Here is a 21,511-nt window from a genome sequence, read left to right on the forward strand (position 1 = left end):
GCAGAAGGGGGACAACATGGTGGAACAAACCATCGAGAAACCGGAAGCGCCAGGAGGAGTACAAGGAAAGGCAGCTGAAGGCGGCGGCCTGACGGCGGAGCTTGAAGCCATCGCGTCACGCCGCGCCTTTGTCTACGCGGACGGCAAGGGACCCGAGGAAAGCTGGGGATTGGCCCTGTCGGGCGGTGGCATCCGCAGCGCGACGTTTTGCCTGGGCGTGTTGCAAGCGCTGGCGAAAGCCCCGTTCAACGTACCGGCGGAAAAAAATGGCCCGGAGCCCAAGGCGCCGCAGCCGCCCTCCGCCGGCGCATGGCCGCTACTGGCCCGCTTTGACTTCCTGTCCACCGTCAGCGGTGGCGGATACACGGGGGGATTCTTCTCCGCGCTGTTCCGTGCCAGGGAGCCGCAGCAGCCGTCCCAGCCTGCATCCGCGCCGACGCCGGCACCCACGCCTGTGGAACTCGCGAACGAAGCCTACGCGGCGCTCGCCACAGATCCCCCCGGCAGGTTGAGCAAAGTCCGGACGTCGCTCACCTGCACACCGCCCGCCACACCCGACCGGCCCTTGCGCTGGCTGCGCGAGAACGGCCGCTACCTCGCGCCCAACAACACCGGCGACCTGTTCTACGACGTCGCCATCGCCATCCGCAACCTGTGCGCCGTGCACTATGTGATGGGCGTCACCTTGCTGGCCGTGTTCCTGCTGATGTTCGCCTTGCGTTTTGCCAGCCTGCAAATTCCATTCGATGCGCTCAGCCACGCGGGGGCCGGGCTGGAGCGTTTCATGCAGCCGGCGCTGCCGCTGAAGGATTTCCGGGTCTGGTACAGCCCCTGGTTCGGTGTGCTGGGCGCCTGGTTTCTGCTCGCGGTCGTGCCCTGCGGCGTGGCCTACTGGCTGGACCAGGATCAACCCACGGCCCAGGCCGACCAGCCCATCCCCAAGCCGGTCCTTGCTGCCGCCGCCCTGCTGGGACTGGGCATCGCCGCCGCCTGGCTGCTCTGGCCGAAAGCGCCGGGCATTGCTTCGGGGCTCCTCGATGTTCCCGTGCCGCTCACCCTGCTGGCGCTGATGGACCTTGCCCTGCTCGTGTCTTTGCTGGTGTTTCTTGCCGCGAAGTATGTCCCCTGGCAATCGCCCCGGTTGTTTCGCAACCGCATCACGCGGTGGCTGTCGAACGTGCTGACCGTGTCATGGGTCGTCGGCCTGCTCGCGCTGCTGGAGACCGCGGGCCAGACCCTTTACCTCTGGATGGCGGCGAGCGCGCCAACCCCCGGCACGGTGTTCAGCCTGGCCGGCATCGTCACCGCGCTGGTGGCGGCGATACGGCAGTTCGCGCCCCTGCTGGCCCAGCCCGGCAAGGACAGCTGGCTCAGCCGGCTTCCGCTCAACGCCATCCTCGGCGTCGTCGGCCTGGCGCTGGCCCTGCTGCTGGCCGTGGCCTGGAACTGCGTGGCGGCGGCCTTGCTGCTCGGCCTGCAGCCGCCGGCCCCGGGCCCGGGGCTCATCGTCGAAGCCATGTTCACCCAGGCCGGTGCCGGCCTGGGTTTCACCGGGCCGCTGCGCTATGTGTACCCTGCGGTATTGATGGCCTTCTGCCTGCTGGCCACGGTGGCGGCAGGCTACTTCCTCGGCTTCATCAATTTGTCCAGCCTGCAGGTGATGTACGGTGCGCGCCTCACGCGTGCCTACCTGGGCGCGTCGAACAAGCGGCGCTTCGACCCGGCGCAACCCAAAATGGACGTCACCGAGGCCGACGCCAGCGACGACTTCACGCGCGAGGCCTACTACCGCCACAACCATCTCGGGCCGGCCCACCTCATCAACGTGACCATCAACGCCACCACCGGCACCGGCGACCAGCTCACGCAGCGCGACAGGCAGGGCCTGCCGCTGGCGGTCACGCCCGCGGGCATCACGGTGGACGGCCTGCCCTGGGACTGCCGCAGCGGCCACGTCGCGGGCATGCCGCCGCCCGCCAAGGTCCCCAGGCGCCCGCCGCCCGAGCTGTCCATAGGCCAGTGGATGGGCGTGTCCGGCGCGGCCTTCTCGACCGGGCTGGGCCGCGGCACCTCGCTGGGACAGGCCATGCTGTTCACCCTCATCAACATACGCCTGGGCTGGTGGTGGAACTCCGGAAAAAGGGATGCCAAAAAACTGTCGCCGCTGTGGCGCAACCAGGCCTATCTGCAGCGCGAACTGCGCGCGCGTTTCCTCGGCACCGACGGCTCACACTGGTACCTCAGCGACGGCGGGCATTTTGAGAACACCGGCGTGTTCGAGCTGCTGCGCCGGCGCGTGGGCTTTATCGTGTGCTGCGATTGCGGCGCCGACCCGAATTACGGCTTCGCGGACCTGGCCAACCTTATGCGCCTGGCGCGCATCGATTTCGGCGCGGAATTTGAATGCGTGAGGCCCGCCGACGTCCCCCGCTTCGCCCCTGATGCGGAGCGGCTGGCGCCTTATTTCGCGAATGATGAAGCCGAGCTGTGCTCGCCGCCCGGCCCTGAAGGCAAGCTTTCGGCCGTTGCCGACGACAAGTGCGCCTTGCTCTACCGCGTGCAGTATGCGGGTAGCACTGACGAAAGCATTCTGCTGGTGCTCAAGCCGCGCCTGATCCGGAGCGCCCCGCTGGACCTGTTCCAGTACCAGGCCAGAAACCCCTCGTTCCCGCAGCAGACCACCTTTGACCAGTTTTTCGACGAAGCCCAGTGGGAAAGTTACCGCAAGCTGGGGGTGTTGATCGGGTCACGCATATTCCAGTGAGGCCACAGTCTTGCTCCTTCCCCCGCTGGGGGAAGGCAGGGATGGGGGCCGCCGGCGTTGGAAGATTGCTGTGCGTGCTGATAGAAGGCCGTCGGCCCTCACCCCAACCCTCTCCCAGAGGGAGAGGGGGATAAGAGTCAAATACCCGTTTCCTCCACCCGGAATACAGTGGGCGCTGCGCCGTGCACCAAACTTTCGTTTAACAATCCGCCACACCATGACCCAACTCAAAAACTTCCCCCAAGACTTCCCCATCACCCAGAAATGGCCCGCCCGGCACCCTGAGCAGATCCAGCTGTATTCGCTGCCCACGCCCAACGGCGTCAAGGTCTCCATCATGCTCGAGGAGACCGGCCTGGCCTATGAGCCGCACCTCGTGAGCTTCGAGACCAACGACCAGATGTCGCCGGCCTTTCTCTCCCTCAACCCCAACAACAAGATCCCCGCCATCATCGACCCCCAGGGCCCCGGCGGCCGGCCGCTGCCCCTGTTCGAGTCCGGCGCCATCCTGCTCTACCTGGCCGAGAAAACCGGCAAGTTCATTCCCCAGGATGCGGCAGGCCGTTATGAAACCATTCAGTGGGTGATGTTCCAGATGGGCGGCATAGGTCCCATGTTCGGCCAGCTCGGCTTCTTCCATAAATTTGCCGGCAAGGAATTTGAAGACAAGCGGCCTCGCGACCGCTATGTTGCGGAGTCCAAGCGGCTGCTGGGGGTGCTTGAGCAGCGGCTTGAGGGGCGGTCTTGGGTGATGGGTGATGAGTACACCATTGCTGATATCGCCATCTTTCCGTGGGTTCGGAATCTTGTTGGTTTTTATGAAGCTGGGGAGTTGGTGGGGTTTGCTGATTTCCCGAATGTCAAGAGGGTGTTGGAGGTGTTTGTGGCGCGGCCGGCGGTGGTTAAGGGGTTGGCTATTCCCAAGCGGGGCTGAGTTTGTTGAGGCCGGTCTTGCTCCGGCCTTTGCGCTCTCTTCTGAATTCTGCTGGCCGGGGGTAGCCCGGCAGCTACTTACTTTTCTTTTGCTTCGCCAAAAGAAAAGTAAGCAAAAGAAAAGGCGACCCTGGTTGCTGCGTCCCTTCGCTTCGCTGCGGGCAACCTGCGGTGCTCGGTTCAGGCGGGGTATCGCTAAACTCGCCTTCGGCTCAAACAACGCGATCCCTGATCCGTCCGGCCCTGCGCTCCTCGGCGCATCCACAAGGGGTGGGAGCGGGGAGAAGAAATCCAAATACCGAATACCTAAGACAACAAGGACTCGCCAAGGCGAGTCCTTGTTTGTCTTGGGTTGTTCTTTGGTATTTGTCTTCTGTCCCCGTTCCCGTCCCCGCTCCCGATTGCCTCGTCCTGGCTGGGCCGAGGAGCGCAGACGTAGGCGGATCAGGGATCGCGTTGTTTGAGCGTAGCGAGTTTAGCGAGAAGTAGGTCACAACACGAACGCCATGAACGGACGATAACGAGCACGAGCACGAACGGGCGACAGCACGATGCCACGCCCACCAGCGAGCCCAGGTTCAGGTTAAACGCATAACTGGTCACCGCGATGGCCCAGGTTTGCAGGCGCGGCAGTGTGTGGCGCGTGTGCCGCCGGCCGATCAGGTCGAAGCAGCCATACAGCGCATGGCTGGCCGTCGCCAGGCCCAGCACACCCAGCAGCAGCCACGGCGAATAGCGCCACAGCGCCTGCCAGGCACCGGCCCAGTCGACCTTGTGCGCATGCGACACCAGCAAACCCAGCACCACAATGCCCAGCGCCGGGAACCCCCAGCGGCGCACGCGCGGCCACAGCGATGAGGTGGCGGTGGAGTCGGATGAGGGATCGGCGGGGACCGGCGCCGTGGTGCTGGGCATGATGGGGAAATCTTCCCTGGGGCTGGCGCCCGGCGCCAGAGCTTGGCGGCGGTGCTTTCTGTAGGCGTAGACCGACGGGGGAGGGTGCCGGGTCTTGCTCCGGCCTTTGCGCGCCTGTGCCCTTTGCATGGGCTTGCTGGCCGGGGGTAGCCCTGCAGCTACTCACTTTTCTTTTGCTTCGCCAAAAGAAAAGTAAGCAAAAGAAAAGGCGACCCTTGTTGCTGCGTCCCTCCGCTTCGCTACGGGCAACCTGCGGTGCTCGGTCCAGACGGGGTCTCGCTAAACTCGCTTCGCTCAAACAACGCGATCCCTGATCCGCCTGAACCTGCGCTCCTCGGCGCATCCACAAGGGGTGGGGAAGGAATACCAAACAGCCGAATACCAATACCGAATACTTGAAGAAACAAGGACACGCCGTGGCGTGTCCTTGTTTGCATTGGTCTTGGTTTCCTGTCTTTGTCCCCGCTCCCGATTGCCCCGTCCTGGATGGGCCGAGGAGCGCAGAGACAAGCGGATCAGGGCCGGCGTTGTCTGAGCGAAGCGAGTTTAGCCGGACCCCGCTTGGCTCGAGCACCGCAGGTTGCCCTAAGCGAAGCGTAGGGACCCAGACTGCGGGTCGCCTTTTCTTTGGTCACTTTCTTTTGGCGAAGCAAAAGAAAGTTACTTGCTGCCGGGCAACCCCGGCCAGCAGAACTTGGAAGAGAGCACAGAGGGAGCGGCGCCTGCCGGGACAAGACCCGGCCGGTCAGGCCACTCCTGACCCATCCCCTTCATATCTCGCCAACTCAACCCAAAAAACACTCCCCCCGCCCTGGCGCGCAGCCATCCCCACAGGGTGCCCCAGCGCCTGGCTCAACCGGTAAATGCCCGCCAGCTCCAGGCCGAAGCCCTCGGCCGTGCCCTGTTGCGGAATGCCTTGCACAAAGGTTTGCTGCCGCTCATGCGCGATGCCCGTGCCCGTGTCCCACAGCTCTATGCGCCAGCGGCCCTGGCGTTGCCGTGCCGCCAGCAGCACGCCGCCGTCGTGCGTGTTGCGCAAGGCATTCGACAGCAGGCTGCCCACCAGCCGCGCCAGCAGCACCGGGTCCGACAGCGCCCGCCCGGCGCCAGCCCGCGTGCGCAGGCGCAGGCTTTTTTCGCGTGCCAGCGACATGTGCTCTTCGGCCAGCGTGTGGATCAGGGCGGCCAGGTCCACCGGCTGCAGCTGCACGTTGAGCGAAGCCGGATCCAGCCCCGCCAGGCTGAACAACGATTCAAACAGCTCGTCGATCGTGCGCGTCGAATCGCCGATCTTGCGGGCGATCTGCACCGCGAACTCCGGCTCCCGCGTCAGCCAGTCGGCATACAGGCCCAGCGCATGCACCGGCCGGCGCAGCTCATGCGCGGCGCTCGCGATAAAGCGCGTCCTCACCGCCTCCGCGTCCGCCACCGCGCGTTTGCGGTCCTCCAGCGCCTTGATCAACTGCTGGCGGTCGAACTGCAGCTCCAGGCTGACGCGCAGGGCCCGATACATGCGCCGGCCCGTCACGTGCGCCACCCACAGGAACACCAGCACCACCATCATCTCGGCGCCGGTGTCGAGCACCGAAGGCACGCCGCCCTGCAGGTCCATGCGCCAGAGCAGGGCCGCCAGCACCGAAGCGCCCAGGCCGTTGCAATACGCTGAAAAAGTCCGCAAACACGGCGGCGACGAAGACACTGCGGTCGCCGCGATGGCCGAGAGGATCAACATGCAGACGAACTGCTCCTCGACAGGCGCGCGGCGGTAGACCACAAACATCAGCGATCCCCAGACCACCGCGCTCAGCGGCCAGGCCCATCCGTGCAGCGACATGAACTCCCGCAGCGCCACACCGTCGGCCTCCGCCAGCCGCTTGCGGTAGGCATGCAGGATGATGTAGCGCAGCATCGTCACCGAGCCCGCGGCCAGCGTCCACACCCAGAGGTCCCAGGGCTCCACGTGCCGGTACAGCGTCGCCACCACCACCACGATCACCAGAACGGCCGCGTGCAGCGTGGGCCGCGCATGGCGCATGAAGGTGTGGGCCAGCTGCACGTTGACCCAGGTCTCGCGTGGGCTCATCGAAGGGCGCTTCCGGAAGCGGCTGGCGGGATGGGCGTCATGGAGAGAATTTTTTCCGGAGAAGGGTAGGGCCGTGGGCAACAACAAACACTGTCAACGATTTTCCCTTGTGCGCCCGATGATCAGAAGAGGGCGGGGGTGGGGGTTCTACTTATCCAGCTTACGGACATCCGCCCCGGCCTTCGCGCGGGAAAGTCTTCCTGGAGACATTTTTTGCGGGGTTTCGGGCTTGTGGCGCGCGGCCCTTGCCCGCGCGGTGTTCCTTTGGCTTAACGGCAGCCGGGGTGCAAAAGTGTTGTTTGCCCGGTTGAACGAGCTGTCTTGGCTTGTTGGTGGCTCGGGATGACGGAGCTGAAACGCATACTTTTTATTCATGGCCATCCAGGAAATGCGGGGAAGTTCTTTCATTCGATACGCTGGAATGAGTAGTTTGGAACTTTGGATGTATGGGGCCTGGACGTCCTGGATAAGATGTCGTCTCGACCACAAGCGGACATTCATGAACATTGCGCTAGTTGATCACAAGCTATTCGTTGTCAGCGAAGCTGTCGGCGTTTCGGTGTATGACTTCAACTTCGAGCTGCACTTTCCCTGCTCACATCCTTATCAGATAGAAAGAGAGGCTCCTTGTGTGCTCCGAATCGGCGCTATTGCAGACTACGAGACCGAATTCAACGACAAGGCCGCCTTGGGGCTTCGCCTCGTCAACTCGCCGGCCGAACACAAGCTGGCCAGTGAGCTGGAGCATTGGTATCCCCTGATAGACGACCTGACGCCCCGAACCTTGATGTTCGACGAGCTGCCGGAGGTTCACGCCATCGAGGCGAATTTCGCTTGGCCGGTCTTCATCAAGGGATCCCGGCAGACCAGCAAACACAACCCTGAGCTGTCGATCGTTCGAGACCGCGGCCAGTATGAGCAGGTCATGCAGCGATACAAGGGCGACCCGATTCTGCATTGGCAGAAACCGGTCGTTCGGGAGTTCGTCCCGCTGGCCCCTGTGCCAGGCCATGTGCCGGGCAAGGTCGTTCCCTCCATGGAATACCGTTCGTTCTGGTGGCATGGCGAGTGCGTTGGCTGGGGTCGATACTGGTACCAGGTTCCCATCTATGACCCGGAGGATGCCGCAAGTGGACTGGAGGTCGCGCAGGAGGCCGCACGCCGAGTGGCGGTGCCCTTTCTCGTCGTCGACTTTGCCAGGACGGCTGATGGGCGCTGGATCGTGATCGAGTGCAACGATGCCCAGGAATCCGGGTACGTTGCCATCCCACCTCATACCCTGTGGCGGAATGTTCTCGAAAAGATGGATGCTTAGTTGGCCCGGGGCGCATCCATTGCGGGTGAAAACATCGCGTTACAGCAGATGCCCGCTTCGGCTCCCTGAGTGGCTGCTACTGCCGTGACCGCTTTACCGATTTTCAACAAACCAGTTATATCTGCTGCGCGCATGCAATTCATATCTTCTTATCCTGGCCCGTTCTTGATGTTAGCCCTGCTGGCGCTGGCCATCCTGGCGGTCGTTTCTGTGACGATGCTCGTCAAAATGCTACCGTCAGGAAATCGACTGCGCCAGGAAGTGGAGTCATTGATGCATTGGCTCAAAGCTAATCCCGAACTTGCGGAGAAACGTTTTAAGCGTGGTGCATTCATTCTTTTGATTACTTTTTTCGTGGCTCTTACATTGATCTATTCGTAACACTCGTGGCTTATCGTCTCTACTAAGCGATGGTTGCTATAGGCAGAAGCGGACGTTGGGCCTGGAGAAACCGTGACCAGTAAAACAGAATTCGGACGGGAATCTAAGACGATGCCGCGGCCGGAGGAGGCGGACATGAAGCGTTTGTCTGCAATGATCAAGCGTGGCGAACTGCATCCGGTGTTGAATCACACTAAATGGGCTGAACTTCGAGCTGAAATGCTTTCAGCTCCGCCGGACCAATGCCCCAAGTTCAGAGCACGCAGTGTCTTTGCGCCGCCCGGGTTTTGCACTGATTGGGACGGCGAGTTCTACTATCACATCCACCCGGTTGCTGACCTGGAATGGATGGAGCTACAGGCTTTATCGAATAATTGGCTTCGCGAGGCACTCAATCGCCACAGCATCCCGTATTCGCTTGAGGGTGGAGTGATCAGGGTATGGGGCTACACCCGGCCAGGGCCTCAACCAGAATGGCAGTAATGGGTCAGAAGCGGAGCTTGGTCAATCGAAAAAACCATCAAGCAACGCCGCCCGCCCTCGTCACGGCATCCCAAAGCGCCTCCGCAGCCCGCCCCATGGAATTACGGGACCGGAAGAGCCTGATCTCCAGTGGAACGCGCAAGGCAGGCACACCCGCTTCGACCACCCGGCCGCTTGCCAGGTCTTCATGAATCAGGGTTTGCGGCAGCCATGCCACGCCGCGGCCTTCAAGGACCATGGTTCTCAGAACCGAGGCCAGGTGTGCCGTGAACACCGTTTGTGTGGCGACAAGCTCCATGGCCTCAAACCTTGTTTCGCGCAGGATGCGGCCCAGCCCGGATTCGGCGCTGTAGCCGAGAAGGGATACCGGCGTCTTGCCCGCTTGCAGTGTGTGCAGGGGCAGGCCTGAAGCGTCAAGCGCCGTCACCGGCACCAGGCTGTCGGCGCCAATTTGAATCGAGAGAAAACCGTCGGAGTCCAGACGCCCCGGCGCGCCAGGGTGGGCATGGCAGACAACAAACTGCACCTTGCTTTGCTCCATCAGCGCCTCGCAGCGCGCCAGCACGTCGGACTCCAGGTGCATGGTTCCGGCCATGGTGTGCGCTTCAAAACTCCGTAGCCAAGCCGGCATGAAGGTAAACGACAGCGCGTGTGTGGCGGCAAACCGCAGGGAATGCGAGCTTGCTTCGGCAATGATCCTGGCCTCGCCCGGTATGCGGGCCACTTGGGCCTGCAGATCATGGGCAATGCCCTGGAACCACTGGCCGGCTTCGGTCAGCCGGACCGGCTGTGAGCTTCTGTCAAAAAGCTCCGTGCCTATCCATTCCTCCAGGGCGCGCACCCGGCGCCCGAAGGCCGGCTGCGTCATGTGGCGCTCTTCGGCCGCGCGGGAGAAGTTGCCCGTTGTCGCCAGCGCGGAAAAGTCTTCGAGCCAGGAGAAATTCATGCCCAGTGCTTTGAAAGCATTGAAGAGAAGAAAAACAGCATTGGTCAAATGCGGCAGCCTTGGCGATCATAACGATCATCATCACAACCTGTCACAGAGACAAGCATGAAAATCGTTGAAATCAGGGAGAAGACCCTCCCCATCAGTTCACCCATCCGCAACGCCTACATCGACTTCAGCAAGATGACCTTGAGCCTGGTGGCCGTCATCACCGACGTGGTCCGGGACGGCAAGCCCGTCGTGGGCTACGGGTTCAACTCCAACGGCCGTTACGGTCAGGGCGGGCTGATCCGCGAGCGCTTCCTCGACCGTATTCTGGACGCTGCGCCTGAAAGCCTGATCGACGCCAAGGGCACGAACATCGACCCCGCCAAGGTCTGGGCGGCGGCCATGGGCAACGAAAAACCCGGTGGCCATGGCGAACGTTCTGTTGCCGTGGGCACCATTGACATGGCCGTATGGGATGCGGTCGCCAAGATCGAGGGTAAACCCCTGTTCCGCATGCTGGCCGAACGCCATGGTCGCGAGGCCAATCCGCGCGTCTTTGTCTACGCTGCCGGTGGTTATTACTACCCGGGCAAAGGCAACGAGGCGCTCTGCGCCGAGATGCGCAGCTACCTGGATCGCGGCTACAACGTGGTCAAGATGAAGATAGGCGGCGCTTCCCTCGATGAAGACCGGACGCGCATCGAGGCGGTGTTGAAAGAGATTGGTTCGGAGGCCCAGCTTGCGGTCGATGCGAACGGCCGTTTCGACCTGGAAACCGGCATCGCGTACGCCAAGATGCTGCGCGAATTTCCGCTGTTCTGGTACGAAGAGATCGGCGACCCGCTCGACTACGCCTTGCAGGCGGCGATTTCGGAGTTCTATCCCGGCCCCATGGCCACCGGCGAGAACCTGTTCTCGCACCAGGACGCCCGCAACCTCCTGCGCTATGGCGGCATGCGCCCCGACCGCGACTGGCTGCAGTTCGACTGCGCGTTGTCCTATGGCCTGGTGGAATACCTGCGCACGCTGGAGGTGCTCAAGCAGTTCGGATGGTCGCCTTCGCGCTGCATTCCCCACGGCGGGCACCAGATGTCCCTCAACATCGCAGCCGGCCTCGGCCTGGGTGGAAATGAAAGTTATCCCGACCTGTTCCAGCCCTACGGCGGTTTCCCTGATGGCGTGAAGGTGATCGACGGCCATGTAAGCTTGCCTGAACTGCCGGGCATTGGGTTTGAAGGCAAGGCCGACCTTTACGCCCAGATGCAAGCCCTCTCTGCCTGATTCTGGATTCTGTTGGCAACGACAAAGGAGACAAAGCATGAAAAACCATAAGCGGATGTTCAAAGGGATTCTGGTTTCGGTGTTGCTCAGCCTGTCGGCACTGCCGGCGGCCTGGGCGCAGTACCCCGACAAGCCGGTGACGCTGGTGGTGCCCTTCGCCGCCGGCGGGCCCAGCGACAAAATCGCCCGCGACCTGGCCGAAGCGCTGCGCAAGCCGCTGGGCCAGACCGTCATCGTCGACAACACGGCCGGCGCCGGCGGGACCATTGGCGCAGCGCGCGTTGCGCGCGCCAAGGCCGACGGCTACACGCTGCTGGTGCATCACATCGGCCTGGCAACCGCGCCGGCCCTGTATAAAAAATTGCCCTATGACACCCTCAAGGACTTCGAGTACCTGGGCCTGATCAACGAAGCGCCCTCCGTGCTGATAGGCCGGACGACACTCGCCGCCAACAACCTTGCCGAACTGCGCAAGTGGATCGCTGATTCCGAGGGCCGCGTGAATCTCGCCAACGCGGGTGTCGGGTCGGCTTCGCACCTTTGCGGCCTGATGCTGCAAGGTGCGCTCAAGTCCAAAATGGTCGCGGTCCCCTACAAGGGAACGGCCCCGGCCATGACAGATTTGATCGGTGGGCAGGTAGACCTGATGTGCGAACAGGCGACCAACGCCGTGCCGCAAATCGAGGGCAAAAAAGTGAAGGTGTACGGCGTCAGCAGCAAAGAGCGCCTGAACCTGCCCTCACTTGCGCAAACGCCGACATTGGCCGAGGCCGGCCTCGCGGACTTCAACGTCACCGTCTGGCATGGCGTGTACGCGCCGCGCGGCACGCCGCCGGAGGTTCTCGCCAAACTGAATGCCGCGCTGCGCGAAGCCCTCAAGGACCCCGACCTGATCAAGCGCCAGGAAGCGCTGGGCTTGCGCCTGGTGACCGACGCCAGGCTCAGCGCGTCCGGCCACAAGGCCTATGTCCAGGCCGAAATGGCGCGCTGGGGAAAGGTGATCAAGGATTCGGGGGAGACGGCTGAGTAAGTTTCCAAGGCGCACACGCAATGTTGCGCCTCAAAAGCCCGCCGATAAGCCGACCGCGCCACGGCCGCGCGCGATATAGGCCGACAGCGTCGGATATTGCTCCAGCAGGCCCGAGCTCTCCAGCCTGCCGCCTGAAATGAAGGTTTGCATGGAAGGATGTGCAAAGACCGCTTTGGGCCCAGAGGAGTCGTTTACGGCTCAATGAACCCGCAGCACCTCAAACTGCTGTCGGATTGCAGCGACCTGTATCGACACATCATCACCCTCGCATTTGCCCAGCATGGCCCTGCCCAAAGGGGCTTCCATGCTGATGACCTGAACCAGCTGAGTGCCGCTGCCCAACTGCATGCTGCCCCCATCCGGGCCGAGAAAGAGCTGTTGCTGCTTGTCGTCGGAATCGACCAGGCAGACCAGCGCGCCGAGCTGTATCCCTTTGCTGGCGTCGTAGGGATTCGGGCGGAATTGGCGCCACTTGGCCATCGCCTGGCGGATGGCTTCGGCACGCCGAACTTGGCCGGTGGCCAGGTAGGCGGCTTCGAGTCCCAATGTGTCGTATTTGTTTTCGGCGATATTTTCTGCGTGGGTCGCCGTTTCGTGTGCCACCCGCACTGCGTCTTCGGCTTGCAGCAGGTCTTCGGCGAGCCGTTTCAGCACCTGCTGTTGCAGCGAGAATTTATTCATGACGGAAGGTAGGCATCTCAAACAAGCGGGGGAAGGCCTTAATTATGAAGGCTCCTCCAGCCGTCGACCCGATTGCACTTTCGGCAGTGCGCCGTCAGCGTTCATTCTTGCCGCCTACCGTACTGCGCCGAAGCACTATAACTGCGCCCTGCGGGTTCTGATGTCTGCTTCTGGCCGAAAACGGTCATCTTACCGGCGGCTGCCCCTGCTATTCCCGTGCGCATGCACACACAGTCCGCCTTGCTAGCCTTCCACCTGTGCCTTGGACAGACGCAGCGCTTTAGCCATATACCCACGCCACAAGCTCCGCGTAAAAAAGGTGACCAGAGGCTTCAGGATGGCCGATCGGCTGATGAACTCGTAGCGCCAGCGAACCGACGTGGCGGCGCGGCCCGGCACGTCTTCGAACCACCACTCACCGCGTGCTTCGCTGGCAAGCAAGCGCAGCACCCCTGTGAATTCCGTGATGCGATAAGCGAACCGGCCCGGGTATTCATAGCTTGTCAGTGTCTCCCGGGCGGAACTCCCGTCGGAGAAGACCACGGTTCGGGTCCGGCCCGCGGCATCCCACGGGCCGGTCTGGTTCAGCGTCTGCGTTACCGAGGGCAGCGGGCCATACCCGGTAAAGATCGATGGGAGGGCTATGGGGACGATGTGCAAAAACGTCTTTTCCCTGGATGCTTCGACCGTCGTGATGACGGTGGCTGCGGCGGATGTCATGTTTGCTTCCTTGTTTAGCGTTAGTGATTCACCAGCTGATGAGCGGTGAGCGGCCCAGCCAGGTGTTGCTGTGCACCTGGTCCAGGACGAAGCTGGCTACGTCGGCCCTGGCAATCGTCCCGCCATGAAAATTAGAGAGATCCGTGATGGCTCGCATCTCGCGCCTGGCGGGTTTGTCATTCAGCACCGAAGGACGCACCAGCACCCAGTCCAGGCCGCTGTCCCTGATGATCGCCTCTTGCCGATTCTTGTCGGCATACACCTTGCGCAACAGGGCCGGCAGAATCAAGCGGTCAAAAACAAACCCTCCGTGGCCGGCGCTGTCGCCCGCGCCCATGCCGGTGATGCACACGAGGCGCGAGACCCCGGCGGCCTTCATGGCGTTCACAAGCGCCTTCGTTGCCGACGACAAAAGCGTCACCTCTTTCAACGGGCTGACCGGCGTGCCCAACGCACTCACGACGGCATCGCGGCCTTCCAGCGCCTTGCGCAAGGCCGCTTCATCGCGGGCGTCACCAATGAAGACCTCGGCGCCCTCCAGGCCGACTGCCTTTGCGGGCGAGCGCACGAGTACCCGAACCGCAAACCCCCGTGCGAGGGCTTGCTTCACGATCAACCGGCCCGTGCCGCCTGTGGCGCCGATCACCAGGATTTTCTGGCGTGCAAGATCGGATTGCACCGTATTGACGGAGTTCATTGCGCACCTCCTGACAGTGACAGCTTGCCTTCAGCCAGCAGTTCGCGCGTGCGTTTCAGCGTCGACGCCAGGGCGGTTTTGTAGCCTTTGTCGCCGTCCATCCAGGCCTGCTCGGCTTGCTCTTCGGGGCCGCCGGGCTCTTTGCCGCGCAGGCCGATGTAGCAATAGAAACGAAGCTGAAGTTGCCCCGCATCATCTTCAAAGAGTTCGTTGACGATCGCACCTTCGCGCGGGCCGCTGGCCTGGAAGAAGGTCACCTTGCTCTCGGGTTCAAAGGCGATGATTTCACGCAGGTCCGTGCCGGCGATGGTGGCTTCGCGCACGATGTGGGTTTTGCTCTCTTCCACGACTTCGCAGTCAGTGCAGAGGCCGGGCGGCAGGAAAAGCCGCGCGTCGCGCGCCTTGAGGACCAGGCCGGCCCACACCTGGGAACGCGTGAGCGGCACTTCGCCTTGTGGGTTAACCGGAACAGTGGCGGTCGAATAGATCATGATGGTTTCCTTGATTGAAGTGTTGAAGTTTTGAAGGCCAACGCTCAGGCCGGTGCCGAAATTTCGGCGGCGAAGTCGCGGTAGGAGCGCAGCGGGCGGCCCAGCAGCTTGGTCAGGCGCTCAACGTCGCCGGCTTCGGGAACCATGCCCTCCGTCAGGAAGCGCTCGCTCATCAGGCGCATGTCATATGCCATCCAGGCGGGCATGAAGTTGCGCAGGTTCTTCTCGAAGCCGGCCGTGTCGTCGCCGCCATAGCTGATGGGGCGATTCAAAACGCCGGACCAGATCGCGGCGACGGTATCTCCGGTCAGCGTATCCGGGCCGACCAGGTTGATCCGCTCCAGGGGCAGCGGCCCGGACGCGCGTTCGCGGCGCAGCAGTTCGATGGCGGCGATCTCGCCAATGTCGCGCGCATCGATCATGGCCAGGCCCTTGCTTCCGATAGGCATGGGGTACACGCCGTAGCCCGTCACCACGTCTTTGATGGTGCGTTCGTTGTCCATAAAGTAGGCCGGCCGCAGGATGGTGGCGCCGAAGCCCATTTGCTCCAGCATGCGCTCGACGCCGAACTTGCCGGCGAAGTGGGGGACGTTCAAGTACTTGTCGCTGTGGATGACCGACAGGTAAACGATGCGGTCTATGCCCGCCTCGCGTGCCAGGTTGAGGGTCATCAGGGCCTGGGTGAATTCATCGGGGACCACTGCATTGAGCAGGAACAGGGTAGAGACGCCTTTGAAGGCCAGGCGCATCGAGTCCACGTCGAGCAGGTCGCCCTGTACAACGTTCACACCCGCTGGAAAGCTGGCTTTTGAGGGGTCACGCACGAGTGCCCGCACATCTGCGCCCCGCTTGACGAGTTGCTGGACAACTTGGCGGCCGATGTTGCCGGTGGCGCCGGTGATAAGGATGGTCATGAAAATTACTCCGTTTGGTTTGAAAGAGCCTTGATCTTCATCGTTTCGCCAAATGTCCGATAGCCGTTATATTTGGACTATCTGTCTCACTGGTGGAACACATGGACTTACTGGCTCTTGCTGACTTCACGCTTGTCGCCCGGCATGGCGGCTTCGGGCGGGCCTCCCGCGAATCAGGCCGCCCCAAGGCCACCCTGTCCCGCCGGGTGGCCGACCTGGAGAGCGGCCTCAACCTGCGGCTCTTCGAGCGGGGGGCGCGCACGCTGAAGCTCACCGAAGAAGGGCGGGCGCTGTTTGAGAAGACCTCCGTGCTGCTCACCGAGCTCGACGAGGCGACGGCGGCGATTTCCGCCGGCGGGGACGAACCGCGAGGGCGGTTGAGGGTGAGCGCGCCGCTGCTCTTCTCGCAAGCCGCGATGGGAAAGCTTGCGGCCCAGTTCGCCATGAAACACCGCGCGATCCGCCTGGAGGTCACGACGGAAGACCGCCCCGTGGACATGGTGGAAGAGGGCTACGACCTGGTGATCCGGGTGAATCCAGACCCGGACGAAAGCCTGGTGGGCCGGATCTTCCTGAGAGACCGCATCGTGATGGTGGCCCACCCCGGGCTTCAGCGGCCCGCGGGCAGCGCACCCATTCCGGTCGTGCTGCGGGGTGGCGGGGTCGGCGAACAGACGGAAGTCTGGGAACTGACGGAGAAGGGAAAGAAGAAGCGCCTGACGGTCCAGCCCGTCCTCAGCTTGTCATCGCTGTTCATGGTCCGCGATGCGGTGCGCGCGAATGTCGGCGCGGCGCGCCTGCCTTTGTCGCTGGTCATCCCCGACCTGGCCGCCGGAATGCTGGTGCAATGGGGCGACGTCTCGGGGCCCGAGGTGGCGCTATGGGCGCTCTACCCATCGCGTCGCTTGCTGAGCGGCCGGGTTTCCGCCTTCCTGAATTTCCTCAAGGAGGCCTTTCCCGAAGGAAGCCCCGAGGAATTGGCGGCTTACATCCGGTGATGCCATTTAAAACGCCGGCTCCCCCATCACCGGCGCTGAACGCGCCGTCCAGCCAGTCGACATTACCCAGCCGGCTGGATGTTCGCTCACGCTGCTTGTTGATCTCTGTTATGGGCTCAAAGACAAGTTAGTCCTCAATTTCTCATCTCGCTCGAATTGTTTACACCTTCCTGTGCAAGAACAAGTGAAATCACCTGAGCTTTGCATGACTCGACATCCGCTGAGAACCGGTAGGCCGAGGTGTCGAACACGAGGTCTTCTAGCCCCTCGAGCGGCGGGTACAGTGTCTGCGCATCCAGCCGGATAGTTTCGATAAGTGTAAGCAAGTCGTGCCGCTTTGGCTCTGGAATCGAACTAACTCTGAGCACCTCCAAAAATACCTGCGCGTTTCGAAACCAGAACTCAAGATCCTCAATCGGCTCCCCAAGCTCCACGTACTTGGCTCGAAAGCCATTTTCGAACCGGAAACCCAGGACATCTTCCACGAAGTCTATGCGCGGATCCATCGAGGGCTAACGTCGGCGCTGTCCGGCACGCAGCATTGGCCGCGAAGCGGCATTCTGATGCTGCTTGTCCGAGACGAGCAACCTGCTAACCATCATTAGCCGAAGTAGGAAGAGGACGACCATTGAAGGCATACAGTTGGACTCACCTGAAGTTTGAATAGTTGACGCAGACCATCAGTATCAACGTTCCCAATAAGTGTCTTATCTCCAGCGGAACGCGAAATGTCCAAGGACTGCACGCCTTGAAGTTTAAGGTCAAGGGCGAGGCGGCCAGACACCCACCACATGAAGCGAAGTTCGTATTCCGCCGGAAGTACCTCACAGACTATTCGCTCATTGCCTGCAGCGCGCTCAAAACGGTGGGTGTTGTACTCTTCCGGCGCATCTGGGTACACCTGAACGTGTGTACCTCCAAAGAATCCATTGAGCTGATCGACCTCGGGGCAGCGCTTCATGATGGTTAATGTGAAAGTGTGCGAACGCCGTAGGCGGTCCGTTCGAATGACATGTTAAACCGCACCCGCACTCCTCCTACCCCGAAGCCGATGCCACGCGGCGAACAAGACCACAGCCAGAAGCGGCACCACAAGAACTGCGGCTGCAATCGGCAGGCTATAGGACCCAATGGCCAAGGCTACAGCGATTGACACACACGCTACGAGGCCAGCTCCCGCACCCCACACTGCGCTCCGTCCAGGCGGGGAAAGTGCAACAACCGCGAGTATCAAAAGCAATAGGACCGAAAGCACGATGCGCAACTGTGAAATTTGGTATGTCTCAAGGCAGGCACACGCCTTCGAGGGCACGAGCGCAAAGGCGACGAGCGCTACGAGCGCCGCGATCCACCTCCCGGTACTTGGCGTGCGTACAGTGCTCGTACTCATCGCGGCCTAACTTTGATATATCCCGCAAAACTGCGGAATAACATGGCCACCAGTCAGATAACACCGGCGACTATGGTTCAAAAAATTGTTTGAAAGCATGGGCTTATCTCACTATTCGGTATGAATGGACAGGTATAACAACCCTGACAAAGTCGCCGCACCAGCGTTGCAGTCCACGCGGTTGCCGCACCAGGTGCGTGTCTGCTTTGCGGTGAGGAAGTCGTAAGTCTGCTTCTGGCCGAAAACAGTCATCTTAGCCGCGGCTGCGACCCACAGCGGGCATGAGCGCCGCAAAACATCAGTTCGCGGCGGCAGAACTCACGCCAGTCCTGAGCGACCCTGTCAGCCGCCCACCGCCTTCTCCGTAAACACCGCCAGCTGCGCCGCAAAAGCCCGCTGGTAAGCCGGCCGCGCCACAGCCCGCGCGATATAGGCCGACAGCGTCGGATAGTTCGCCAGCAGGCCCGAGCTTTCCAGCCTGCGCAGCACCGTCACCATCAGCAGGTCGCCCGCGCTGAACTCGCCATCCAGCCAGTCGGCATCGCCCAGCCGGCTGGAAAGTTCGCCCAGCCGCGCATGCACGCGCTCGTCGAGCAGGGTCAGGCGCTCCGCGTACCAGGGCTTGTCGTGTTCGAAGAGCATGGCCATGGTGCGTTCGATGATGGGCGGCTCCACCGTGTTCAGCGCGGCGAACATCCAGGCGATCGCGCGTGCGCGGGCGTTTGCATCGCCGGACAGCAGGCCGGCATGGCGCTCCGCGATGTGCAGCACGATGGCGCCCGACTCGAACAGCGTTAGCCCGTTCTCTTCATAGGTCGGGATCTGCCCGAAGGGATGGAGGGCTTTGTGCGCGGGCTGCTTCATCGCCGCGAACGAGACCAGGCGAACGTCGTAAGCCTGGCCCACCTCTTCAAGCGCCCAGCGCACGCGTGAGTCGCGCGCCAGGCCCCTGCCGCGGTCGGGTGAGCGTTCAAAGGCCGTGATGGTGGGGAGGGGCAGGGTGTTTGTCTGGGTCATGGTGGTTTCTCCTTGGCTGATGTCTCGTTGGGTGCCGGACGGGCGGCTTTCGCCCATCTTCTCCCTGACGACGTTCGGGGCGGACCCGGATCGACATCTTTCAACAAATTCTTTCGCAGTTTCCCAAAGATGGCCTCATCGAGCCCGCCGATTCGAAAAGCCTTGACCATATGAAGTGTATATAATCCATATACGTTTCATGTAGAAAAATGTAGAGGCCAACCATGGGTATTGTCAAAATTTCAGACCTGATGCACGAGAACCTGCGCGTGGCGGGCAATGCCCTGAGCCGGTCCATCAATTCGCAGGCGGAGCACTGGATGCGGGTCGGCATGCTGACCGAGATGCACCCGGACCTCGACTACCGCGAGATCTGCCAGCTGCTGGTACAGGCTGAACTCGCGGGGGGCCTGGACATCGTCACCGCCGCCACGGCCCAGGCCGGCAAACTGCGGCCGGCCCCGGCCGCCAAACGCTGATGGCCCGCGGCGTCGTCATCAAGTCGCCTGAGCAGGTCGCGATGGCGCGGCGGGCCGGCCAGCTGGCCGCAGAGGTTCTCAGCATGATTGAGCCGCATGTCGTGCCCGGGGTCAGCACCGACACGCTGGACGCCATCTGCCACCAGCACATCGTGAACGTCCAGGGCGCCATCCCCGCCAATGTGGGCTACCTCGGTTATCCCAAGACCATACTGACCTCCGTCAACCAGGTGGTGTGCCACGGCATCCCCTCGCCCGGCAAGATCCTGAAACAAGGCGACATCGTCAACATCGACGTCGCCGTCATCAAAGACGGCTGGTTCGGCGACACCAGCCGCATGTTTTTTGTCGGCGCGCCCAGCGTGCTGGCCCGGCGCCTGGTCGCGACCACCTACGAAGCCATGATGGCCGGGATCAGGCAGGTCAGGCCCGGCGCCACCCTGGGCGACGTCGGCCATGCCATCCAGTCGGTCGCCCATCGCGAGCATTTCAGCGTGGTGCGCGAATACTGCGGCCACGGCATAGGCCAGGTCTACCACGAGGACCTGCAGGTGCTGCACTACGGCCGGCCCGGCGAAGGGATCAGGCTCGAGGCCGGCATGGTGTTCACCATCGAACCCATGCTCAACGCCGGCAAACGCGAAACCCGGCAGCTGGCCGACGGCTGGACCGTCGTGACCAAGGACAGGTCCCTGTCCGCCCAGTGGGAACACATGGTGGCCGTCACGCCGGAGGGCTATGAGGTGCTGACGGCCTGGCCGGGCGGCACCGGGGCTTACGCGCCGGTGTGAGGTTTGGCCGGGGCCGGCGCCCGCGGAATGCGCACGGTGAAGGTGGTGCCGTCGGCATCGTTGGAGCTGACCTCGATAGCACCGCCATGGGCAAGGGCGGTCTCCCGCGCGATGAACAGCCCCAGGCCGAGGCTGGTTCGGGGGCGGCCGGGCTGCTCACCGTCGACCGGAAGCTGCACCATGGCGCTGAAAATGGTTTTAAGGGCATCGGCGGGGATGGCGGGCCCACGGTTGGTCACGGCGATGGCGACCTCGTCTTGCCCGCCCTCCACATCCAGGGTGATGCCCGTCCCCCTGGCCCGGTACTGGGCCGCATTGGTGAGCAGGTTCACGATGACCTGCTGCAGCCGGACGCCGTCGAAGACGCCCGACAGGTCGCCGTCCGAGTGGAACTCAAATGCGCAATCGGGATGCGCCAACGCCGCGTCGTGCAGGGCCGCCTGCGCGATGTCGCCCATGTCCGAAGGCGAGGGCGCCATCGGCATCTTGCCGCCCAGCTGGCTGCGCGAGTATTCCAGCAAGTCGTTGACCATCGTCGACATGGTGGCCGCGCTTCGGACCAGTCTCTTGCCTATCGCCGTATTGCCCTCCGCCGAGTTCGACCGCACCAGCAGCGAGCCGGTCATGCTGATGGCTGAAAGAGGCGTGCGCAGGTCGTGGCCCAGGATCGCCAGGAAACGCTCGCGCGTCTTGTCGTTGTGCTCCGAGAAAGTCACCGCCGACTCGGCCAGGGCCTGGTCCACCGCTTCGTTGAAGCGCATCAGGTCGTCATGGATGTTCTCGTTGAACTCGCGCACGTAAGGCAGCCAAAGCCGCAGGACGCTCGCGCGCAGCGCGCGGAACTCGGCCGTGAGCTGCACCAGGGAGAAGCCGCTGACTTCGCGCAGCGTGCCATGGATGGAGGCCGCGCTGTTGGGAAACTTCGAAGGCGCATCGCCTTGCGACTTGGCCGTCTGCTGGGCGTCGCTCTGGAGGCTGTCGATGTCCAGCGCGATGGCCTTGAGCATCTGGGAGGCGTGGTCGCGCAGCGCCGCGCTGCTCATGAGGCTCGCGGCAGGCTCGAGTGTTTTCGCGAAAGCCTCCCACTCCACCAGAATATCCTCAGCGCGGTCGGTGAGAAATTGAGAAAGCTTCATATTGCCCCTTGTCGCCCAAGCGGACGTCACCCATTATGTTCGCGTGGGTTCCGCCTGGGTCCTGGGTGTTTGGTTGAG

The 21,511-nt window shown here is 62.5% G+C and carries 23 protein-coding genes; 10 read left to right on the plus strand and 13 right to left on the minus strand.

Annotated features, from left to right (window positions below; translation table 11 throughout):
* Window positions 1-16 precede the first annotated feature (16 nt).
* Both ACSQ27_RS17305 and ACSQ27_RS17310 read left to right on the plus strand, forming a co-directional pair.
* Window positions 17-2,764: a hypothetical protein gene (locus ACSQ27_RS17305; protein WP_436156714.1), complete on the plus strand. Its 2,748-nt coding sequence runs from the start codon at window positions 17-19 to the stop codon at window positions 2,762-2,764.
* A 217-nt stretch (window positions 2,765-2,981) separates the two neighbouring features.
* A complete protein-coding gene (locus ACSQ27_RS17310; protein WP_436156715.1) occupies window positions 2,982-3,698 on the plus strand; it encodes a glutathione binding-like protein in 717 nt (238 codons plus the stop codon).
* Window positions 3,699-4,141: 443 nt separating this feature from the next.
* Here the strand turns inward: ACSQ27_RS17310 and ACSQ27_RS17315 are convergent, their stop codons facing one another.
* The 3 genes from ACSQ27_RS17315 to ACSQ27_RS17325 all read right to left on the minus strand — a co-directional run bounded on the left by ACSQ27_RS17315 (window position 4,142) and on the right by ACSQ27_RS17325 (window position 7,103).
* The gene (locus ACSQ27_RS17315) at window positions 4,142-4,741 is read right to left on the minus strand and encodes a hypothetical protein (RefSeq protein WP_436156716.1); all 600 of its coding nucleotides are present in this window, start codon (window positions 4,739-4,741) and stop codon (window positions 4,142-4,144) included.
* Between the two features lie 616 nt (window positions 4,742-5,357).
* On the minus strand, window positions 5,358-6,695 hold the full coding sequence (locus tag ACSQ27_RS17320) for a sensor histidine kinase (RefSeq protein ID WP_436156717.1): 1,338 nt from the start codon (window positions 6,693-6,695) through the stop codon (window positions 5,358-5,360).
* A gap of 147 nt (window positions 6,696-6,842) precedes the next feature.
* Window positions 6,843-7,103, minus strand: a complete 261-nt coding sequence (locus tag ACSQ27_RS17325) for a hypothetical protein (protein ID WP_436156718.1) — start codon at window positions 7,101-7,103, stop codon at window positions 6,843-6,845.
* A gap of 91 nt (window positions 7,104-7,194) precedes the next feature.
* Here ACSQ27_RS17325 and ACSQ27_RS17330 point away from each other — a divergent pair, with 91 nt between their 5' ends.
* From ACSQ27_RS17330 to ACSQ27_RS17340, 3 genes are all read left to right on the plus strand, one after another.
* Entirely contained in the window at window positions 7,195-8,010 is an 816-nt protein-coding gene (locus ACSQ27_RS17330; protein WP_436156719.1) for an ATP-grasp domain-containing protein, read from the plus strand.
* An 84-nt stretch (window positions 8,011-8,094) separates the two neighbouring features.
* Window positions 8,095-8,391 (plus strand): hypothetical protein, encoded by a 297-nt coding sequence (locus tag ACSQ27_RS17335; RefSeq protein WP_436156720.1) that lies wholly within the window; start codon window positions 8,095-8,097, stop codon window positions 8,389-8,391.
* 135 nt (window positions 8,392-8,526) lie between these two features.
* A complete protein-coding gene (locus ACSQ27_RS17340) occupies window positions 8,527-8,874 on the plus strand; it encodes a DUF6678 family protein (protein ID WP_436156721.1) in 348 nt (115 codons plus the stop codon).
* A gap of 37 nt (window positions 8,875-8,911) precedes the next feature.
* On the opposite strand, the gene ACSQ27_RS17345 is transcribed toward ACSQ27_RS17340, so the two are convergent.
* The gene (locus ACSQ27_RS17345; protein ID WP_436156722.1) at window positions 8,912-9,820 is read right to left on the minus strand and encodes a LysR family transcriptional regulator; all 909 of its coding nucleotides are present in this window, start codon (window positions 9,818-9,820) and stop codon (window positions 8,912-8,914) included.
* Window positions 9,821-9,925: 105 nt separating this feature from the next.
* Between ACSQ27_RS17345 and ACSQ27_RS17350 the strand changes: the two genes are divergently transcribed.
* Together ACSQ27_RS17350 and ACSQ27_RS17355 are read left to right on the plus strand one after the other, a co-directional pair.
* The gene (locus tag ACSQ27_RS17350) at window positions 9,926-11,089 is read left to right on the plus strand and encodes a mandelate racemase/muconate lactonizing enzyme family protein (RefSeq protein WP_436156723.1); all 1,164 of its coding nucleotides are present in this window, start codon (window positions 9,926-9,928) and stop codon (window positions 11,087-11,089) included.
* Between the two features lie 37 nt (window positions 11,090-11,126).
* The gene (locus ACSQ27_RS17355; RefSeq protein WP_436156724.1) at window positions 11,127-12,119 is read left to right on the plus strand and encodes a tripartite tricarboxylate transporter substrate-binding protein; all 993 of its coding nucleotides are present in this window, start codon (window positions 11,127-11,129) and stop codon (window positions 12,117-12,119) included.
* 198 nt (window positions 12,120-12,317) lie between these two features.
* Here ACSQ27_RS17355 and ACSQ27_RS17360 read toward each other — a convergent pair whose 3' ends face one another.
* The 5 genes from ACSQ27_RS17360 to ACSQ27_RS17380 all read right to left on the minus strand — a co-directional run bounded on the left by ACSQ27_RS17360 (window position 12,318) and on the right by ACSQ27_RS17380 (window position 15,622).
* Window positions 12,318-12,800 (minus strand): GreA/GreB family elongation factor, encoded by a 483-nt coding sequence (locus tag ACSQ27_RS17360; RefSeq protein WP_436156725.1) that lies wholly within the window; start codon window positions 12,798-12,800, stop codon window positions 12,318-12,320.
* Between the two features lie 243 nt (window positions 12,801-13,043).
* Window positions 13,044-13,520, minus strand: a complete 477-nt coding sequence (locus ACSQ27_RS17365) for an SRPBCC family protein (RefSeq protein WP_436156726.1) — start codon at window positions 13,518-13,520, stop codon at window positions 13,044-13,046.
* 28 nt (window positions 13,521-13,548) lie between these two features.
* A complete protein-coding gene (locus tag ACSQ27_RS17370) occupies window positions 13,549-14,217 on the minus strand; it encodes an NAD(P)-dependent oxidoreductase (protein WP_436156727.1) in 669 nt (222 codons plus the stop codon).
* On the minus strand, window positions 14,214-14,708 hold the full coding sequence (locus ACSQ27_RS17375) for an AtaL-like protein (RefSeq protein ID WP_436156728.1): 495 nt from the start codon (window positions 14,706-14,708) through the stop codon (window positions 14,214-14,216). Before ACSQ27_RS17375 ends, ACSQ27_RS17370 begins: the two co-directional genes overlap by 4 nt.
* A gap of 44 nt (window positions 14,709-14,752) precedes the next feature.
* Window positions 14,753-15,622: an SDR family oxidoreductase gene (locus ACSQ27_RS17380; protein ID WP_436156729.1), complete on the minus strand. Its 870-nt coding sequence runs from the start codon at window positions 15,620-15,622 to the stop codon at window positions 14,753-14,755.
* Window positions 15,623-15,723: 101 nt separating this feature from the next.
* On the opposite strand from ACSQ27_RS17380, the gene ACSQ27_RS17385 reads away from it, so the two are divergent.
* Complete coding sequence (locus ACSQ27_RS17385; protein WP_436156730.1) at window positions 15,724-16,620, plus strand: LysR family transcriptional regulator; 897 nt, start codon at window positions 15,724-15,726, stop codon at window positions 16,618-16,620.
* Between the two features lie 134 nt (window positions 16,621-16,754).
* Here ACSQ27_RS17385 and ACSQ27_RS17390 read toward each other — a convergent pair whose 3' ends face one another.
* From ACSQ27_RS17390 to ACSQ27_RS17400, 3 genes are all read right to left on the minus strand, one after another.
* On the minus strand, window positions 16,755-17,126 hold the full coding sequence (locus ACSQ27_RS17390; protein ID WP_436156731.1) for a hypothetical protein: 372 nt from the start codon (window positions 17,124-17,126) through the stop codon (window positions 16,755-16,757).
* 95 nt (window positions 17,127-17,221) lie between these two features.
* Window positions 17,222-17,581 (minus strand): hypothetical protein, encoded by a 360-nt coding sequence (locus ACSQ27_RS17395; RefSeq protein WP_436156732.1) that lies wholly within the window; start codon window positions 17,579-17,581, stop codon window positions 17,222-17,224.
* Window positions 17,582-18,352: 771 nt separating this feature from the next.
* Window positions 18,353-19,027, minus strand: a complete 675-nt coding sequence (locus tag ACSQ27_RS17400) for a glutathione S-transferase family protein (RefSeq protein WP_436156733.1) — start codon at window positions 19,025-19,027, stop codon at window positions 18,353-18,355.
* A gap of 224 nt (window positions 19,028-19,251) precedes the next feature.
* Here ACSQ27_RS17400 and ACSQ27_RS17405 point away from each other — a divergent pair, with 224 nt between their 5' ends.
* Window positions 19,252-19,506 carry a ParD-like family protein gene (locus tag ACSQ27_RS17405; RefSeq protein ID WP_436156734.1) on the plus strand — a complete coding sequence of 85 codons (255 nt, stop codon included), beginning with the start codon at window positions 19,252-19,254 and terminating at the stop codon, window positions 19,504-19,506.
* A complete protein-coding gene (map, locus tag ACSQ27_RS17410; RefSeq protein WP_436156735.1) occupies window positions 19,506-20,297 on the plus strand; it encodes a type I methionyl aminopeptidase in 792 nt (263 codons plus the stop codon). The genes ACSQ27_RS17405 and map overlap by 1 nt, the downstream gene beginning before the upstream one ends.
* On the opposite strand, the gene ACSQ27_RS17415 is transcribed toward map, so the two are convergent.
* Window positions 20,282-21,433 (minus strand): ATP-binding protein, encoded by a 1,152-nt coding sequence (locus tag ACSQ27_RS17415; RefSeq protein WP_436156736.1) that lies wholly within the window; start codon window positions 21,431-21,433, stop codon window positions 20,282-20,284. The genes map and ACSQ27_RS17415 overlap by 16 nt on opposite strands.
* Window positions 21,434-21,511: the final 78 nt, after the last annotated feature.

It is taken from the genome of Polaromonas sp. LjRoot131 (genome assembly GCF_964252805.1).
Classification (GTDB): Bacteria; Pseudomonadota; Gammaproteobacteria; order Burkholderiales; family Burkholderiaceae_C; genus Polaromonas.